This is a genomic window from Candidatus Neomarinimicrobiota bacterium (assembly GCA_016784545.1).
Taxonomy (GTDB): domain Bacteria; phylum Fidelibacterota; class UBA8477; order UBA8477; family JABMPR01; genus JABMPR01.
In genome coordinates this window covers 1-18,369 of the sequence record JADHUM010000020.1, presented here as the reverse complement: position 1 = coordinate 18,369, position 18,369 = coordinate 1, and the positions used below count along the sequence as shown (strand labels likewise).

Annotated in this window: 15 protein-coding genes; 9 read left to right on the top strand and 6 right to left on the bottom strand. The window is 45.5% G+C overall.

The annotated features are described in order from the left end of the window. The 3 genes from ISR87_06170 to ISR87_06160 all read left to right on the top strand — a co-directional run bounded on the left by ISR87_06170 (window position 1) and on the right by ISR87_06160 (window position 3,325). Window positions 1-1,221, top strand: a complete 1,221-nt coding sequence (locus ISR87_06170; GenBank protein ID MBL7025026.1) for an ABC transporter permease — start codon at window positions 1-3, stop codon at window positions 1,219-1,221. Window positions 1,222-1,357: 136 nt separating this feature from the next. Beyond that, a complete protein-coding gene (locus ISR87_06165) occupies window positions 1,358-2,614 on the top strand; it encodes an ABC transporter permease (protein ID MBL7025025.1) in 1,257 nt (418 codons plus the stop codon). Between the two features lie 51 nt (window positions 2,615-2,665). Next, entirely contained in the window at window positions 2,666-3,325 is a 660-nt protein-coding gene (locus ISR87_06160; protein MBL7025024.1) for a DUF4395 domain-containing protein, read from the top strand. A gap of 111 nt (window positions 3,326-3,436) precedes the next feature. On the opposite strand, the gene ISR87_06155 is transcribed toward ISR87_06160, so the two are convergent. After that, entirely contained in the window at window positions 3,437-4,867 is a 1,431-nt protein-coding gene (locus tag ISR87_06155) for a proline--tRNA ligase (protein MBL7025023.1), read from the bottom strand. A 485-nt stretch (window positions 4,868-5,352) separates the two neighbouring features. Here ISR87_06155 and ISR87_06150 point away from each other — a divergent pair, with 485 nt between their 5' ends. Next, a complete protein-coding gene (locus ISR87_06150) occupies window positions 5,353-6,672 on the top strand; it encodes an LPP20 family lipoprotein (GenBank protein MBL7025022.1) in 1,320 nt (439 codons plus the stop codon). Window positions 6,673-6,722: 50 nt separating this feature from the next. Here the strand turns inward: ISR87_06150 and ISR87_06145 are convergent, their stop codons facing one another. Next, complete coding sequence (locus ISR87_06145; protein MBL7025021.1) at window positions 6,723-7,895, bottom strand: DUF5009 domain-containing protein; 1,173 nt, start codon at window positions 7,893-7,895, stop codon at window positions 6,723-6,725. Between the two features lie 427 nt (window positions 7,896-8,322). Between ISR87_06145 and ISR87_06140 the strand changes: the two genes are divergently transcribed. From ISR87_06140 to ISR87_06130, 3 genes are read left to right on the top strand one after another with little or no spacing between them, the layout of a single operon-like run. Continuing rightward, complete coding sequence (locus tag ISR87_06140; protein ID MBL7025020.1) at window positions 8,323-9,111, top strand: hypothetical protein; 789 nt, start codon at window positions 8,323-8,325, stop codon at window positions 9,109-9,111. Further along, complete coding sequence (locus ISR87_06135) at window positions 9,108-11,057, top strand: fumarate reductase flavoprotein subunit (protein ID MBL7025019.1); 1,950 nt, start codon at window positions 9,108-9,110, stop codon at window positions 11,055-11,057. Before ISR87_06140 ends, ISR87_06135 begins: the two co-directional genes overlap by 4 nt. Next, a complete protein-coding gene (locus ISR87_06130) occupies window positions 11,057-11,803 on the top strand; it encodes a fumarate reductase iron-sulfur subunit (GenBank protein ID MBL7025018.1) in 747 nt (248 codons plus the stop codon). Before ISR87_06135 ends, ISR87_06130 begins: the two co-directional genes overlap by 1 nt. 71 nt (window positions 11,804-11,874) lie before the next feature. Here ISR87_06130 and ISR87_06125 read toward each other — a convergent pair whose 3' ends face one another. The 4 genes from ISR87_06125 to ISR87_06110 all read right to left on the bottom strand — a co-directional run bounded on the left by ISR87_06125 (window position 11,875) and on the right by ISR87_06110 (window position 16,566). Continuing rightward, window positions 11,875-13,833: a T9SS type A sorting domain-containing protein gene (locus ISR87_06125; GenBank protein MBL7025017.1), complete on the bottom strand. Its 1,959-nt coding sequence runs from the start codon at window positions 13,831-13,833 to the stop codon at window positions 11,875-11,877. Between the two features lie 103 nt (window positions 13,834-13,936). Continuing rightward, on the bottom strand, window positions 13,937-15,115 hold the full coding sequence (locus ISR87_06120; protein MBL7025016.1) for an anthranilate synthase component I family protein: 1,179 nt from the start codon (window positions 15,113-15,115) through the stop codon (window positions 13,937-13,939). 1 nt (window position 15,116) lies between these two features. Further along, a complete protein-coding gene (locus tag ISR87_06115) occupies window positions 15,117-15,677 on the bottom strand; it encodes an aminodeoxychorismate/anthranilate synthase component II (GenBank protein ID MBL7025015.1) in 561 nt (186 codons plus the stop codon). 19 nt (window positions 15,678-15,696) lie between these two features. Continuing rightward, window positions 15,697-16,566, bottom strand: a complete 870-nt coding sequence (locus ISR87_06110; GenBank protein MBL7025014.1) for a tetratricopeptide repeat protein — start codon at window positions 16,564-16,566, stop codon at window positions 15,697-15,699. Window positions 16,567-16,802: 236 nt separating this feature from the next. On the opposite strand from ISR87_06110, the gene ISR87_06105 reads away from it, so the two are divergent. Together ISR87_06105 and ISR87_06100 are read left to right on the top strand one after the other, a co-directional pair. Continuing rightward, entirely contained in the window at window positions 16,803-17,525 is a 723-nt protein-coding gene (locus ISR87_06105; protein ID MBL7025013.1) for a hypothetical protein, read from the top strand. 41 nt (window positions 17,526-17,566) lie between these two features. Next, the gene (locus ISR87_06100; GenBank protein MBL7025012.1) at window positions 17,567-18,199 is read left to right on the top strand and encodes a membrane protein insertion efficiency factor YidD; all 633 of its coding nucleotides are present in this window, start codon (window positions 17,567-17,569) and stop codon (window positions 18,197-18,199) included. Window positions 18,200-18,369 lie beyond the last annotated feature (170 nt).

The following is an 18,369-nucleotide window of genomic DNA, read 5'->3' as shown; positions in this document are numbered from 1 at the left end:
ATGAAGAGTTTCTTCTGGGAAAACTTACGCATTGCCCTCGCTGAATTGTGGGGTCACAAGACACGTTCCATTCTCACTGGAACCGGTATCGTCATTGGTATCATCGCCGTATCCCTTATGTCCACATTGATCAATGGGGTTGATGGGCTTTTTGAAGAAAGCATGAAATTCCTGGGACGAGGGAATCTTTATGTTGAGAAATGGCCGTGGTTTGGAGATGAGGATTGGTGGACACTTCGGAATCGTCCTCGTATCGAACTTGATATGGCTGATGAGATCAAGGAACGCTCCCAATATGCCCTGGTTGTGGCTGCTGAGCGTGGTCGTTCTGCCAACCTGAGCTATAAAGAACTATCAGCAGAAAACATCTATATCCATGGCGTAACTTCAAATTACCCCGAGGTATCAACGGTTGATGTAGAATTCGGCCGCTTTTTTACTGAATCTGAAGATCGAACCGGTGCCCAAGTTGTGCTCCTGGGGTCTGAGGTAGCGAAAACTTTATTCCCGCAAGGAAATCCTGTGGACAAAATGATCTTTGCCGGCTCAAAGCGTTTCAGAGTCATTGGCGTACTTGCTGAAATGGGAAAATTTATGGGAGCATTTTCAAATGATACCCAGGTTATCATTCCCCTCGCCACATTTAATAAAATTTTTCATGGTCCCTGGGGGCGCAGGAGTATCACAGTTAAGGTCCCGGAACACCTCGTAGAAGAAGCCAAAGAAGAACTGCGAGGTGTTGTCCGGGTATTGCGTGGTCTTAAACCAGAGGAAAAAGATAATTTTGCCATCAATCAGCAAAATGCCTTCCGCCAATCGTACCAGGGTATCAAACTGGCCATCGGAGGCACTGGTATGATCATTACAGCCCTCTCTCTCCTGGTGGGTGGAATTGGAATTGCCAACATCATGTTCGTATCGGTTAAAGAACGCACCCGAGAAATTGGGGTGCGGAAAGCACTTGGCGCAACACGCAGCCAAATTCAAGGACAATTTCTTATTGAGGCCATGGTCATCACAGCTTCTGGTGGGTTGGTGGGACTCATCATCTCCACACTGATCAGCATGGCTATTAGTAAATTTTTATTCCCTGCCACCATGTCATTTGGCGTAGCATTTATGGCCATTGCCCTTAGTGCGGCTGTAGGCTTATTTGCTGGTCTGGCGCCGGCCCGAAAAGGGGCAAAACTGGATCCTATTGAAGCATTGAGATATGAATAAGAGTAGCAATGCTAAACACTAATTCAAAAATCGTTAATCGGTGTTCCTTGCCTGCCTTGCCGAAGCTGATAGGCGTAGGCAGGTACTTTAATCAATTTTTCATTCCTACTCCCCATGAATAAGTTGAGAATTTAACATGTACGTACGAACCACTCTTAAAACACTAAATGATGCCTTTTTCATGGCTCTGGAAGCTATTCGTGATAACCTGCTTCGTTCCATACTCACTCTCCTGGGAATCGTTATTGGCGTCTTTGCCATTATCGCAGTGATGACGGCCATCCGTACCCTGGAATCATCCATTAACACTGGCCTGAACGTATTTGGTTCAGATGTGATCTTTGTCCAAAAATCTCCTGTGATTCAGATGGGAGATCATAACAGCAGACGAAAATATTGGCGCAGACCCAATATCACCTATGATATGGCTCTGGAATTAAGAGAGCGTATGCTTGGTGCTGAATTTGTCAGTGCCCAGGATGGAACGGGTGGCAAGACCATTCGCTTTAAAAAAGAAGCAACCAACCCCAATGTTGGTGTTCAGGGAGTTGACGAATTCGGTTTAGAGGCTCTGAATCACAAGCTTGATTATGGCCGTAACTTTATTCCGGAGGATGTTGAGTACAGTCGTCGGGTCGTCATTCTGGGCACTGATGTCATTCAAAAACTCTTTCCCTTTCAAGACCCCATAAACCAGATGATTAATATTAACGGGATTGGATTTGATGTCATTGGCACTTTACAGCGCAAGGGTGAGATGTTTGGCCAAAGCCAGGATAACTTTGTGATTGTCCCCATTACAACCTACCTCCAGTATTATGGCAGTCGCTGGACATCCCTGGGGATATCCATCAAGGCACCCGATGGAGAAAGTTTTAATTTGACAAAAGAAGAAGTCATTGATCAAATGCGGATTGTCCGTGGTCTAGGTCCTGAGGACGAGAATGATTTTGAGGTAACTTCAAATGATGCCCTCATTGATACATTTGGCTCCTTTACAGCAGGAATTAAGATGTTTGCCGGAGCAGTAAGTGTCATCGCACTGGTAGTGGCTGGAATTGGTATCATGAATATCATGCTGGTTTCAGTAAGTGAACGAATCAAGGAAATCGGTGTTCGCAAAGCCATAGGAGCCACTAGAAATAACATTCTCTTTCAGTTCTTGCTTGAGGCTGTCTTCCTTTCACTTATCGGTGGTGTCATCGGTGTCCTATTGGGAGTCGGAGTAGGAAACATGGTAACCCTGGTAATGAAAAATGTGGCACCTGTCATTCCCATAGATTGGGTGTTTATTGGATTGGGTGTCTGTTCATTTATTGGGATCGTATTTGGAATCTATCCTGCCTACAAAGCCGCCAGACTGGATCCCATCGAATCCCTGCGCCACGAATAGCAGAAAAACCATCGTAGACGAACATACAAATCGAAAATCATAAGGAAGTATATGAGTAAAATTGTAAAATTTGGTGAGGACGTTGAAGGGTACAACATTCCCGTTTTAAACGAACGAGAGATCAGGGCAACTGCCGGGATACTTTTCCTGGTCATGCTGTTTTCAATTCAAGCTGCTGCTGGTGCCGGGAACTTTACCCCCCTGAAATATGCAGTTACTTTTTTCCTGGCAGACATGTTGATTCGTGTTTTTATCAATCCCAAGTACTCCCCCACCCTCATTTTGGGTCGGTGGATCGTCAGAAATCAGACTCCCGAATATGTGGGTGCCCAGCAGAAGAAATTTGCCTGGTACATCGGGATCTTTATGGCGCTGGTCATGTTTGTTTTGATTGTCCTGGTGAACTCATACAGTCCGATTACAGGTCTCATCTGTTTTATTTGTCTCATCTTCCTGTTTTTTGAATCAGCATTCGGTATTTGCCTGGGCTGTAAGGTCTACCCCTGGATTTATAAGGAGAAGGCGCAATACTGTCCTGGCGAAGTATGCGAACTGAAAGACAGACAAGAAATCCAGAAGATTTCCAGGAACCAATGGTTGATACTATTGGGGTTCATCGTTTTCATCATATTGACAATCGTACTATTCAATGATTTCTATAGTAGACCACCTTTTGATCTATTTGGGATTGAAGGAAAGATGCATCGATAGTATTTCTTTCTAAACCAGTTTTCAGCGAGTGGAACGAGTCAAACAGGTTTAAGTGCTTTGATATTGCCAATTGAAACCAGTTTGGCTACGCTGAAAACTGGTTTCTGGATATCAATAAGCTTTGGCAAAAATGACCTGCTGCGAGCTCTCCTCACCGGTGTAAACACACTTTCCTGAAGCATCAGGTTGATCAAAGGGAATACAGCGGATAGTAGCTTTGGTCTCGTTCTTGATTTTCTCCTCAACTTCAGCAGATCCATTCCAGTAGGCTTTGATAAAACCACCCTTGGTTTCCAGTGTTTCTTTGAAATCTTCCCAATTATCAACAGTGTGAGTATTGGCTTCACGAAAATCCAGAGCGCGCTGGAACAGTTCAGCTTGAACAATATCCTGCTGATCAGCAAGAAATTGCACAAGCTCAGAGAGCTGAATAAAATGCTTCTCGCCAGAATGTCTGATCACCACGACAGCATGTCCCTTTTCAATATCCTTGGGACCAATCTCCACCCGCATGGGCACACCACACATTTCCCACTCGTTGAACTTGAAACCGGGGGAACTTTTCTCGTCATCATCCACATGGACACGAACTTCAGCCACCTTCAAATCAGCCACGATCTCATGGACCTTATCCATGACAAGGTCTTTTGTATCTTTCCGAAAGATGGGAATAATCACAACTTGGTAAGGTGCCACTTTGGGTGGTAGTATTAACCCTTTATCATCGCCATGAGCCATTATCAATCCACCCACCAATCGTGTGCTCACGCCCCAGCTTGTGGCATAAACAAGCTCTTCCTTATTGTCTTTATTTTGGAAGGTGACTTCAAAAGCCTTGGCAAAATTCTGACCCAGATTGTGGCTGGTACCTGATTGCAAGGCCTTGGTATCCCGCATCATGGCTTCAATTGAGTAGGTACTCACCGCTCCAGCAAATTTTTCAGATTCAGATTTTTTACCAGTAATCACAGGCATGGCCATGTAGTCTTCAGCAAAACTTCTATAGACCTCCAGCATCTTCAGGGTTTCATCTTGTGCTTCTTCTGCCGTAGCATGTGCAGTATGTCCTTCCTGCCACAAGAATTCTGTCGTCCTTAGAAACAAACGTGTCCGCATTTCCCAGCGTACCACATTGGCCCATTGATTGATCAACAAAGGCAGATCACGATAGGATGATATCCATTTCTTATACATATGCCAGATAATGGTCTCGGAAGTCGGACGAACCACCAATGGTTCTTCCAATTCTTTTCCCCCGGCATGGGTAACCACTGCCACTTCAGGAGCAAAACCTTCCACATGCTCGGCTTCCTTCTTGAGAAAATGCTCAGGAATAAACATGGGGAAATAGGCATTCACATGACCCGTGTCCTTAAACATTTGATTCAGGATGCCTTGAAAGTTTTCCCAGATCGCGTATCCATACGGTCGGATGACCATGGTTCCTTTAACAGGACCATAATCTGCCAGCTTGGCTTGTCTGACTACATCGGTATACCATTTTGAGAAATCTTCGCTCTGTTTTGTTACCCCTTTTGACACAACGGGCATCCTTTCTGTTTGGACTTGAACCGCTTATTCGGCACAGCGATGCAATCATAACATAAGTACCCCCCTGACACAATGAAGAATAGATCATAATTCAAACACAGATCGTCCAGATCGGAGTCTCTCTAAGTCTGTCATCTCGAGCGGAGTTGAGAGATCCTACCTAATAACCCTAAAAGGTCGACGTGGTTCAGCCCTTCTGTCCTTTCCTGACCCTGCTTAACATCCCACCACTCGACTCCGCTCGAGGTGACTAGTCTAAATCCATTTTAAGAGTGAGAGTGACCGAGCGCAAAATTGGACGTCTCCTCCTCCTTAGATCAGATTCAAACCTTGTCTTAAACACTGGAAAATACTAGAATACATGCCATACAGCGGAGGCGTTTATCTCAAAAAGCTTTACAATATTACTCCTCATAAGTGCATGCATCACAGCGTGGGGTAATCCTAATCCTGACACAACAAAATTTGACCGGGCTGTGCATGGTCGACCTTTCGATATCGAGGAAATAATTGGTACAACGGTCATCGATGACATTCTTTCTCCACCCGGCGGTGTCCCCCAGTGGGTCAAGACTGGTGAACTCACATCTGATACCCTCTATTATGGCATTGGTAAATCAAGTGAATCCCAGGAAGCTGCAGATAATGATGCCCGCCTGAGTTTTGCCCAACATGTTGAGGTCAGTGTACAGAGTATTGCGACACAACAAATTGAGGAAAACAAAGATCGACTGGAAGAGAACTACAGCTATGAGTCGCTGGTCTCCACCAATATGAACCTTCGCAGCATTAAAATTTCTGACCGCTACGTATCCACCGATTCAACCTTTTATAGCCTTATTCGTTACGGAAAGTCCTCCTATCATCACCTCGTGACACAGGAGATTCAAATATCCCTGAAAGCGAATATTCGGCAACAGGAACTGGAACATCAGGCGACGGAAGCCCTGCGCGCAGATTCACTACGACATAAAATCACAATGGACAGTCTGGTACTTGCCAGAAAACAGGCCGTCATTGATTCACTTGATCACATCTTGAAAATGGATGAAACCAGACTACGACAGGAGCATGACAGAGTAGATCTGATTAAAAACCGTCATGCCGCCTTTCTCAAATTAAAACCACATCATATCCTGGTAGATGTTCCCTCCGCCAAGACACCCAACACCTGGTTTCAGGCAAGTGGTCGATGGGATTTTGACAAAAATCATATTCGCCAGCTAAGTCTGGGAGCTTCACTCTGGCTTATCACAGCTGAAGCCAACACCTGGGGTACAGCTTCTATGGCCAATCAAGCCGATATCTCAGTCCGATTGGAAGTGCTCCCATCTCAGGGGGACCTCTACCCCGTGCAATTAGCCCTGGGATACACCTCTTATGTTTCTGCCTGGGATGACGATGCCGCTTTTAATTTGAAGCGACCCAGTGAGTTTATTGGTTTGGATGATCATAAGCTAGAACTCTGGCAGCAATCTGATGATCAGGGAAAGTCATTCCTCGTGGTTGGTGGTGTAGGCATTCCACAATTCAATACACATATCTCGGCTTACTGGGATAAACGGAAATTTTCACTGGCGTCAATATGGTATCCCTTTCCCAGGAACATGGGAGATGCCATCAGCATCATCAATCAATTCGATTTAATTCAAGATGACAACTACAAAAACCGATTTGGTGATGCTTTTCAATGGCAATTTGGCTTAAGACTGATTGCTGTCTCAGATCGTTTTGCCACCATGATCAGCTATGAGGATCATGAGGTCTGGATGCTCAATTTTGAATTTCAATACTAATTTAGCTGCTCCACACTTGTTCCCATCTTCCTGGAAAAATTTTAAGTAAATTAGATTTTTACAAAAATCTTTTTACTATACAGATACCACAATATGGCCAGCCAGAAGGCAATATTGGTCAGGGCAAAAAGCAGAGAACCATTGAGCTCCCCTGCCAGCGGCACATAAAAACCTGAATAGAGTGCCGTTTTAATCGAGATAATTTCACCTGATGCACTGGTGGTTTTCAGCATATACATCAAGCGACCAATAATTCCAGAGCCCACGAAAACAACCAGAGCATTACTTCCAAAAACAATGGCAGGTTTGGTCCAGGAAACCAACTTCTTGACATCAATGAGATAGGATGAAATAACGATCATCATGATGGCCAGACCATCCATGGTGATGACATAGGAAACGGTCCAGAGTTGTTTGTTGATGGGCTCAATCAGACCGAGGAGGGAACCTGCAAAGAATAACATGATCCCGATAACACTTAAAGTGCTGAGCTTTTCCTGGTGATCAATGGGCTTGCGCAAATATTCACCCAGCCAGAAACCACTCATAAGCGTGGCAACCGCAGGCAGGGTGGACAAGAAACCTTCAGGATCAAAGGGGACACCCGTGCCGCCATACAAGTGAGCTTCACCAAAAAGAAGCATATCCATATAGCGAATAAAATTATCGGCCAACTCAAAACTACCGGCTCCCCATCCATCTACCAGAGGAACTCGCATAAAAAACTCATAAATAAAAATCAAAGCACCTACAGCAAGGACTCTGTTCATGGTTTTTGGGAAGTAGAGGATGATCAATCCACCAATGAGATAACTCAAACCGATCCTCTGTAATACACCCCAGTATCGCAGTGTCAGGAAGCGACGAAAAATATCCATGAACTCGAAATCCGCAGCCATTTGGGCATTGAGGGGGACATTAAAGGGGAAGCCATTCAAGAAGAGTCCCAGGCCAATGATAATAGCGCCCCGCGACCACACCTTTTTCTTGAGGGCATCCACATCTGCACCGGCCTCCATGCGCTTCCCAAAACTGAGAGCCATGGCAACACCAACTATAAATAGAAAGAATGGAAAGACCAGATCTGTGGGTGTCCAGCCATGCCACTTTGCATGACGGAGTGGTCCATAAATGTGCGACCAGCTTCCAGGGTTATTGACCAGTATCATCAACCCAACAGTCAACCCTCGGAATACATCCAGAGATATCATACGATCTTTCATAGTGACTCCTTTATTTGATAAGCAATTAGATGATTACAAAATAGATTGGTGGAAGTTAATATGCACTTAGGAATTAATTGAATAGTTAAAATATCAGACAATTCTCTGGGAATGGTTTAATATTTGCTTTGAGCAATCATGACTAATCCACATCAATTCTTTTGATGAAGGGATGATGTGCATACTTCACACTTGAAATTTGTTATGGGGAGTTGATATTTACCCTGTGTTAAACCAACAATTGAAACGGAAGTCAAAATTAACAACGGATATACACGGGATCAAGCCCGAGAGAAATCCATAACCCGTCTTCGCTCAACCAGCTTCGCCGCGGTTATCTGCCCATGTTTTAGGGCGAAACATCGCGCCGAAGTTCCAACGGAGTAGTTGGAATGAAGGCGGATAAACATAGATCGGAGCTGGTATCATGAATGATATTGATACTGAACTATACCCGAAAGCTGAAACTCGACACAGTCAGAAGAGCAGCGCTTTCAAGAATGCAAAAAAAGCTTTGCGAGATGAGCGCATCAGTGGTCTCACTGGAGCCTTTCTGGCCATGTTCATCTGGGGCCACCTGCTTGCAGAGTCCTCCATAATTTTTGGGAAAGATATCTACGATATCGTTGCCAACTTTATGGAACACACCATTCCCATGGCTCAACCCGTTATTGTTCTGGTAACCATTGCCTTCTTTGTTCACTTCATCTGGGCCAGCCGGAAAATTCCTGGCAAACTCCGTGATAGAAAACGCATGCTGGAATTGGGTCAGAAGCTGGAAAAATCCCGTGAGGGTTGGCAGCAGGATCCAAAATCAGATATTAAATTGAGATCTCATTTTGAAACTTCATTGTGGATTACTCAGGTTCGTACTGGGATGATTGTACTGGCCACCGGTTCCTTCCATCTGGTATTGGTGACCTGGAATTTGTTCTCAGACATGGGGTATCTTGGACAACCTCTCGGATTTACTGCAGATCTTACGGTGTCGCGCATGAGTAGCGGTCTCTGGATTCTATATGCCATACTGATGGCATCCGTAGTGGCCCACATGGCCATCGGGGTCTATCGCCTCCTGGTAAAGTGGTTGGCTGACACCTGGTTTGTACGTAACTACGCCAAGGCATTTTTCTATCTATTGTTTACTTTTTATATCGTGCTGGGGACGATTACTATCGTTACTGCTTCCGGCGCCTGGGAAGGACTGTTTTCATGAGAACCTTAATCAGTGATGTTCTGGTCATCGGTGCCGGTCTGGCAGGAGAACGAGCTGCTATTGCCAGCGCGCAGGCTGGTTTGGATGTAACCATGCTTTCCCTTGTCCCACCTCGAAGAAGTCATTCATCTGCAGCCCAGGGCGGCATGCAAGCCTCGCTGGGAAATTCAGCAAAAGGTAAGGGTGACAACCCAACTGTTCATTGGCTGGATACTGTTAAGGGCTCTGATTGGGGCGCCGATCAGGAAGTTGCCCGCATATTTGCTGATAATGCCCCCATAGCCATGCGCGAAATGGCTCATTTTGGTGTGCCCTGGAATCGTGTTGAAGGCGGTCCCCGTGAAGTTTACATCAAAGGCAAAAAAACGACTATTGTTGAAGATCATGATAAAGAAGGACTGATCACTGCCCGCGATTTTGGTGGTACAGCCAAGTGGAGAACTTGTTATACGGCTGATGGAACGGGACACACCGTACTTTATGCCATGGACAATTTAGCGGTTCAGCTGGATATCACCATCCACGATAGAATGGAAGCACTTAGCCTTATCCATGAAGACGGTGCCTGTATTGGAGCCGTTGTTCGCTCACTCAGGGATGGAGAGATTATAAACTATCTGGCCAAAGCGACTGTCATTGCCACAGGCGGCTATGGAAGACTCTATGGTGAATCCACCAATGCCATCATTAATGAAGGTACGGGATCAGCCATAGCCCTGCAAACTGGTCTGGTTCCCCTGGGAAATATGGAAGCTGTTCAATTTCATCCAACTGGTATCGTGCCAACAGATATTCTGGTCACTGAGGGTTGTCGTGGTGACGGGGGTCTCCTGCTGGATGTGGATGAATATCGTTTTATGCCTGAATATGAGCCAGAAAAACAAGAATTAGCCTCACGCGATGTTGTCTCTCGCAGGATGAAGCAACACATCCTCAAGGGTAAAGGCGTTCAATCATCGTATGGTGAACACCTCTGGCTGGATTTGCGTCATCTTGGTGAAGAACATCTCACCACCAAGCTCCGGGAAGTCTACGATATTTGCATGTACTTCATCGGAGTCAACCCTATTAAAGAGCTTATACCGGTACGTCCAACCCAGCACTATTCCATGGGTGGAATTCGTGTTAACAAGGATGGTATGGCCTATGGCATGAAAGGCTTATTCGCTTTGGGCGAAGTGGCTTGCTGGGATATGCATGGTTTTAACCGTCTAGGTGGCAACTCCCTGGCTGAAACAGTGGTTGCTGGTATGGTAGTGGGTGAAAAAATCGCAAATTTTGCCAAATCGGCTGAATTGAACGCAAATATCTCTCTGGGAGAGAAATTCGCCAAGGAACAGACTGACCTTATTGAGCATCTGCTAACCAACTCTGGTGAGGAAGACGTCTATGCCCTCCGAGATGAAATTGCTGAGTTGCTTAAAGATCATGTTCATATTTTCAGAACTGGTGAGGGCCTTGAAAAAGCAGTTAACGGTCTAAAGGAAATTTTAGGTCGAGTGGACAATGTGAAGGTCAAGGCCAGTGCCCCTGGTATGAACCCTGCATTATCACAAGCACTCCGGATCAAAGGGATGGCACAACAGGCCTATATCATTGCCAAGGGAGCCCTGCTGCGCACTGAATCCAGGGGAGCCCATACCCGTGAAGATTATCCTGCCAGAGATGACAAAAACTGGCTGAATCGCACACTTGCCAGCTGGCCAGTGGGTGCAGATGAGCCTGAATTTAATTATGAACCTGTAGGCCCTCTTGATCTGCCTCCTGGTGATCGAGGATATGGTGGGGGACAAATGATCGATATGGATTTGAGTCTTGAAGCATACAACGCCAAAGTCGATGCCGAGCAAAAAGCGCTGGGAAAACAAGATACAAGTGAACCGATTGGAGTTAGCCTTCCAAAGGAAGCCTGGCGTGAAGAATCACCCTATAAGGATGCAAAATAATGGCACGTACATTGACATTTAAAATATTCAGATATAATCCCACCAAAGAGAATGATGAACCGCATATTGACACCTTTGAACTGGAGGAGACTCCTCGTTTAAATCTGTTTACTGCCCTTCATCGAATCAGAGAGAAACAAGCACCAGATCTCATGTATGATTTTGTCTGCCGAGCTGGTATTTGCGGCTCCTGTGCCATGATGATCAATGGTCGACCCACACTGGCCTGCAGAACACTTACGGCTGACCTGACAGACACCATTGAATTGTATCCCCTGCCCTTCTTTAAACTCCTCGGTGATCTTTCAGTAGATACAGGTGTCTGGTTCCATGATATGGCCAAACGTCTGGAATCCTGGATCCATACGACCAAGGAATTTGATCCCACTGCCGAAGAAGAGCGCATGGACAATGACACCGCCAATAAAATCTATGAATCTGAACGCTGTATCGAGTGTGGTTGCTGTGTGGCAGCCTGTGCTACGGCACAGGTTTATCCTGATTTTTTGGGCGCAGCTGGATTGAATCGCATTGGTCGCTTTATGTTTGATCCCAGGGATACCCGTGGAGAACAGGAATGGTTCGAATTGGTTTCAACTGATATTGGTGTGTTTGGCTGTATCGGTATGATGGCCTGTGACGATGTCTGTCCCAAGGATCTACCTCTTCTGGAGGTCTTCTCCTATATTCGTCGCAAGATGAATTCAGGAGTAAAGGTTGCTGTGGACGAAATGGATCTCACCTAAAACCTGTTTTCGCGAAGCCAAACAGGTTTCGTAATCAAAGAGCCACGGCAGATATGTCGGGGCTCTTTTTTTTACTTCAAATACGTAATCTTCTGAGTTTGACTTATCCCACCTTCTTCGAGAACCACAAGATAGACACCCGCTTCAACCTGCAGCCCCTGCCCATTGAGGCCGGTCCATTCAACCTCGTGAGTACCAAATGCCTGGCTCTCATCCAACAAGGTTTTAATTCTGGTTCCCCTTAAATCGTAAATAGTGATCGAGATGTTCATTACATCATCGAGCTCGTAGCGAATGGTAACAGCAGGGTTGAAGGGATTAGGATAGGCTGTGTGCAAAGTGGCAGTATTGGGACGATATACATCTTCCCCAACACTTACGGCATTCAGGTTTTCAAAATAGCTAAAGGTTCCCTCATAATTCCCAACCGCGAGATCAAGATCCCCATCTCCATTCAAATCGGCCAGGGCGGGGGCGGCATTCTGGCCAAAAGAAAAACCTGACAATGAATCAGGATATTCAACCCATGTTCCATGTTCATAGCTAAAATACGTAACAGCCCGGAAGCTCTTGCCCACCAGCATATCCAGAATCCCATCCAGATTGATGTCTCCCAGCGTGAGGACGGCATTACTGCCTATATCCAGACCAATAAAGAATGTTGCGTCCTCAGTCCAGATAGCATCCAGAACGGTTCCCGAATTTTCATAATATGAAATTTGCCCGTCCTCCCTTCCTACACACAAGTCCAGATCACCATCCTGGTCTGTATCGTATAAGCGGGGACTGGACCACCCGCCTACATTGATTCCGGAAAATTCAGCAGATTCTAAGACAAAACTGGTCCCTGTATTTCTATGGTAATAAAGATTGCCGCTAAGATCTCCTACGACGAGATCAACCTCACCGTCAGCATTCAGATCACCGGCTGCGACTGCAGAATAAATTGAGTGATCAATACTACTGAAACGAGAATGGTTAGGCGTCCAGGCGGGTCCTGAAGCATTTCCTGTATTTTCATAATATTTTATGTCACCCATTTGACTGCCGCTGAGTAGATCGAGATCACCATCATCATCAAAATCAATAAAGATCGGGTTGCTGGCACCACCCACATCCATGACCCCGCCAAAAAGTGATGTCACCTCTGACCATGAAGCCTGTGCAAGTGTTCCTGTATTGCGATAATACCTGAGTGGACCGGAGGCAGTACCGTGGACCAGATCCTGCTTGCCATCACCGGTCAGATCCACCAGACAGGGTGAATTCCAGTAGGTTGATTGTCCAAGTCCAGAGAACTGAGAAATTGTCTGAATCCATGTCCAGTTGGTATTGGTTCCTACGTTTTGATAATAATAGAATCCATAGCCATCACGACCTACCAGAAGATCAGTATCCCCATCAGCATCCAGATCGGAAAACCAGGGATAGGCGTATAGACCCACATCAAACCACGATTCCTGGGTTCCGCCAAGAAAGATGGCTGCCTCAGGCGTACCATAGTTTTGATAGTATTCCACTGCTCCTGATTCACTAAGCCCAATTACCATATCACCATCATTATCCATATCAGCAAAATGCGGAACGGGATTGGCAGCCAGACTCAATCCGTCGAAAAATCCATCCACCTTTTCGAATATGGCAACTTCAGGTGTACCTGTGTTTTCGTATAGCTGTAAACCCCTGTATCCCCCACTTACGAAATCCAGATCATCGTCAGCATCCAGATCTATGCAGACCCCAATTTCACAATCCAATTCCTCTACTGAATTGAAGAGATCAGCACCTGGCTGAAACTGAGGTGAAGTAACGGACCCTGTGTTTTCAAAATACAAAGGGGGACCACTGATATTTCCCAGGATCATGTCCAGATCCAGATCATTGTCAAGATCGGCAAATCGTGGTTGTGAGAACGGTAAGGAGGGTACACCACTGGGGTTGAAAATCAGATCATTTTGTTGCCACATCTGTGCTTCGACGGCCATGGAGAGGCACAAGATGAGTATGAGTGCTTTTGTTGATCTATGCATGATATCCCCTCAAATTTTTTATGGATGAAATCTATGGGTGCATTCCCTGAAAGCAAGTTACAAGGAGGAGAATAAAGCGATTGTTCAATATTGGAATGTGAGATTACAGAAAGGTTGAGGCTTTCACCATGAGTTCTTCCCACTCCTCCAGCCAGATAGAATCAATGGTTATTCCCCCGCCTGAGCCCAGGGATATTTTCGAATCCTGCTGAACCAGGGTTCGAATAGCAATATTGAAACTGAACTCTCCATCAGGATGAAAATAGCCCAATGATCCCGTATATATCCCCCTGGAAGAATCTTCTAATTCATCGATAATTTCCATCGCATGTTTTTTGGGGCAACCTGTAATGGATCCACCAGGCAGCATGGAAAGCAGGGCGTCAACGGGTTTAAGACCTTGCTTAAGCCGTCCTGATATTCTGGAATAGGTATGCCAGACTTTGGGGAGTTTTCTCATATCCTTGACTGCTTCAAGCGAAATACTGCCAACCTCGCTGACCTTGCCCAGATCATTCCTGAGGAGATCAGTAATCATGAATAATTCAGCCTGTTCCTTTTCACTACTCATCAACTCCTGGCGTCGGGCATCATCTTCCTGTTGGGTGGTTCCACGGGGTCTGGTGCCCTTAATGGGCTCCGTCGTTAAAATCCCATTCCTATGATGTAGAAATAACTCCGGCGAGAGTGAATGAATCTTGAAGCCACCAAATTCCATGGCCAGTGCATAGGCGGCAGGATGCTTTTTTAACATGGCTGCATATGATATGGTGTTATCGGTCTTCCCAGTCAGTTGTTGGGTATAGTTGAGCTGATAAAAATCACCTGCACGGATGTATTCCTGGATTCGATGGATGATATTTGCATACCTTGATTTTGAAATACTTGATGTGAATTCAATGGGCGAAGACAAGTCTGAGGGTGAATCTATATTCTCAAATCCTGAAGGGTCGAATCCCACGTAGTCAGGTTGGCCTTGCTGGTACTCAACCCATTTATCATAAGCATGGATGACTGCCAGTGGAACTTGTCTCTTGTGCTGACTGACCACACCCTGAAGCGCCATTCCCAGGTCATAGCTGAAATAGCCCCCACAAAGCTTATCTCCATTCATTCCCAGAAAGTCCTCAAGAGCTGGAAGGTTCTCAATATCGTTGAGAATGAAGCTTGAGGCGGGTTGAAATGCCAGGAGATCACGCCACATGGATGTGCCATCACCATCTGTTCTAAAACAGGTGTCACCTGTATTGGTAACCTGCAACCAGAGTTGTTCCTTGCTCATATCAAAGTTCCAGGAATTTTTGGATGATACGATTTCCTGTATTCATCATTAAAAAGGATTCAGGATGAAATTGCAGACCAAAGAGAGGTAATTGTTCATGTTCAATAGACATGATGTCGCCAGTAGCATCATGGGAAGTGGCTAAAAAGCCTTTGGGCACTTCGTCTATAACCAGAGAGTGATACCGCGCGACCTCAAAGGATGCATCCAGATCAGCCATGATCCTTGAACCATTTGTAGTTATGGTGGTAGTTTTTCCATAAACGAGTCGTTGTGCAGGGATGACGGATTGCCCATAGGCAACTGCCAGGCATTGGTGCCCCAGACAGATTCCCAGGATTGGAACTATTTCAGAGAATCTTTTAATAAGGGGAATACAGATACCTGAGTCTGCCGGGGTTTTGGGTCCCGGGCTGAGAATGATCCGCTCTGGTTTTAGAGCAGCAATAGTATCCAGGGAAAGGCCATCATTCTTTTCAACAATGACCTCCTGTCCAAAACCGGATACCTGTTGATAGAGGTTATAGGTAAAAGAATCGTAATTATCTATGAGAAGGATCAAGGGCTGAGATCCTGAGACACTAGAATGTCTTCTCTCCCAGAGTCTTTAATCTCTCCAGACGCTCCACCTCATTCTTTTTCAGCCAGATATCCTGCGACAGTATTGTCCAGGCTTTCATAAAATAAGGAGCCGCTTCTTCTGGTTTACCCTGAAGGGTGAGACACTCTGCAATCTCCTCTGAGACATAACCATCTTCATCTTGCCCCGCTGCCAACATTTCTTTTTCAAGCTCATATTGCATTACCAGGGCCTTATCAACGTTTCCTAATGAACGATGGGTTCTGGCTACACACCACTTTGCAATCTGGGTCTCAATAATCTGTTCATGGGCTTCACGCCATTTGAGGGCCTTCAGGAAAACGGCCATGGCCTTATCAAATTCCTGCATATCATGGTAGGTCCAGCCAATATTGTTGTATAGAGATCCCAACCACCCCTGTGCTCTTTTATCCAGGCTTTTTTCCGCTAGATCCATTGCCTTTTCATTCCAGAGCAATTGCTGATCCTGCAGCGCTGCAATGCCCAGCATGTGGGCTGCATCCACTGCATAAAAGTCAGCTTTTACATCAAGACCTGCTTCCCAGGCTTCCAGAAAAAGAGGCAATGATTCTTCCTGCTTTCCAGATGAATTAAGAGTCCTCCCCCGTTCCAGTAAATAGCGAATCTTGGCAATGGGAAATTCAGGTTTTAATTCAGATTCAATTTGATCCAATAATTTATGGGCATCTTCAAATTTTTGCTGAAGACTCAGGGATCGGGCAATTTGTGTTCGCAACTCCAGTTCATATCCAGGGTCCTCCTGCTCAGTTGTATTGTCCAGTATCTCCCTGAATTTCTGCTCTGTCTCACCAGGGTTATTGTAGTTCCATAATTTATCAAAATCATGCATTTGAAATTCCTCCTCGACTGCAACCCCCTTATTATCCGGCGAACAACTTATTAACACCAGTAGCATACATATGAACACGACATTTTTTTTATACATAAGCGTACCAATCCATAATATTTTGTAATAATTATTCTTTGCTAATATCAAATTAAGACGTAAGCTAAGGGTGTAAAGCAGAAAAATAAGTCCCCTGGGGGAACAAATCCTGACTTTTGGAAGTGGAAGGGAAATAAACTATGGAAACATCAGTTGTCAATCGCTACTCAAGAGGAGCCAGCTGGCTGCTCATTATTTACTTATCCGTAGCAATATCTGGATGCGCTAATAGACCCGTTGAACTCGCTCCAGAGCAAGCCAAGATACTTCAGACCAGGGATTTCAACGGGTCTCCAGAAGAAGTGGCCAAAGCCGCAAGTCTTGTCCTCCAGGAAATGCACTACACCATGGGCAATGTGGACATGGATCTGGGACTCATGACTGCCAGTAGGACATCCGAACACCTCCTGGCACCCATAAGTCGTGAAACAGTTGCTGAAGAGAGCCTCGAGAGTGATGTTGGGACTTTCTGTTTGATAGCAGGAACCATGGCCGTTGTAGGTCTTTTTATTGCGTGGATGTTTGATGCATTTGATAATGACGATGAAGGTGAAGATCAGGATGATGAAAACGATAATCGACGCTCCCACCGTCCCCGACGTTCGCACAGATCCCGCTCCCACCATCATGATTCTGGCGTTTCGATATTTGGTTCCAGTGATTCCAGCCCTTCGAGTGCCGATTCTTATACCTACATCATGACCATTAATCTTGAAGACCTTCCTCTCCAGCAAACCCGGGTACGCCTGACGGTTCAGGGAGAACATTACGAAGGTCCCAGTCTTGTTGAATCAGGTCCAGTACAGGACCAGCAATTCTTTATCGATTTTTTCAATCGCCTGTACACTGAACTTCAGCCTTAATAGAGATTCGTCAGAATACAGTTACCAGTTAAGCAATAAGATTGAGATCAGCCCTACTTTCACTCATCCTGTTTACACAAATTGTATGCGCACAGGAGCTGACACCCCTGGATTCATTGTATGCTCAGGATAGCCTCAGCTTTGCTCAAAGAGCACTATTAAAGCCCATCCAAGCCTGGCAGCATTTCAGCTATGAATCATCAGCACTCAACTGCCAATTCGAGAAGTCATGCTCCAATTTTATGGTTGAAGCTGTTCTGGAGAAAGGATTTTTGCGGGGATCAGTCATGGGAACTGACAGGATCGTTCGCTGTAATCCTTCAGCCCGTCATTACCACTTACAACTCCCACATTCTAAAATTCAATATGACGGGAGGTTGGTGGATCCACTCGAATATGCCAGAGAGCCTAGCCCTGGGAAAAGCCCACTTCTGGCGACTTCCTTATCAATAATTCCGGGCCTGGGTAGAGCCTATGCCGGGCATCCCGTTGACGGACTATTCAGCTTTATTCTGGTCTCTGGATTTGCTTTTAATACCCATCAACATATTCAGGCGGAAAATCCTGTTAGAATCGGGATAAATGCCAGCTTCATGACCCTCTTCTGGCTGGCTGATTTTTATGGGGCTCACCGTAGCGCTAAAATGTCCCCACCACGAAATACTCAGCCCTGATTTTTTCGCAATAATTATCACACACCACCCTCCCTGATTCCGATTTAGAATAATAAAAAACCTCGTAAGCGTGTTAAATTATAATGTCTTAAAAAATAATCATAACACACCTACGAGGTGAAGATGCGCAAAGATAAAAAACCCTCCTTCAAAATCAAAGCAAGTAATGA

Bases quoted from the DNA above. Each gene is read 5' to 3' on its own strand.
- ISR87_06170 (MBL7025026.1), top strand. From the start codon at position 1: ATGAAGAGTTTCTTCTGGGAAAACTTACGCATTGCCCTCGCTGAATTG.
- ISR87_06120 (MBL7025016.1), bottom strand. From the start codon at position 15,115: ATGAGCAAGGAACAACTCTGGTTGCAGGTTACCAATACAGGTGACACC.
- ISR87_06125 (MBL7025017.1), bottom strand. From the start codon at position 13,833: ATGCATAGATCAACAAAAGCACTCATACTCATCTTGTGCCTCTCCATG.
- ISR87_06140 (MBL7025020.1), top strand. From the start codon at position 8,323: ATGAATGATATTGATACTGAACTATACCCGAAAGCTGAAACTCGACAC.
- ISR87_06130 (MBL7025018.1), top strand. From the start codon at position 11,057: ATGGCACGTACATTGACATTTAAAATATTCAGATATAATCCCACCAAA.
- ISR87_06135 (MBL7025019.1), top strand. From the start codon at position 9,108: ATGAGAACCTTAATCAGTGATGTTCTGGTCATCGGTGCCGGTCTGGCA.
- ISR87_06145 (MBL7025021.1), bottom strand. From the start codon at position 7,895: ATGAAAGATCGTATGATATCTCTGGATGTATTCCGAGGGTTGACTGTT.
- ISR87_06160 (MBL7025024.1), top strand. From the start codon at position 2,666: ATGAGTAAAATTGTAAAATTTGGTGAGGACGTTGAAGGGTACAACATT.
- ISR87_06110 (MBL7025014.1), bottom strand. From the start codon at position 16,566: ATGCATGATTTTGATAAATTATGGAACTACAATAACCCTGGTGAGACA.
- ISR87_06165 (MBL7025025.1), top strand. From the start codon at position 1,358: ATGTACGTACGAACCACTCTTAAAACACTAAATGATGCCTTTTTCATG.
- ISR87_06105 (MBL7025013.1), top strand. From the start codon at position 16,803: ATGGAAACATCAGTTGTCAATCGCTACTCAAGAGGAGCCAGCTGGCTG.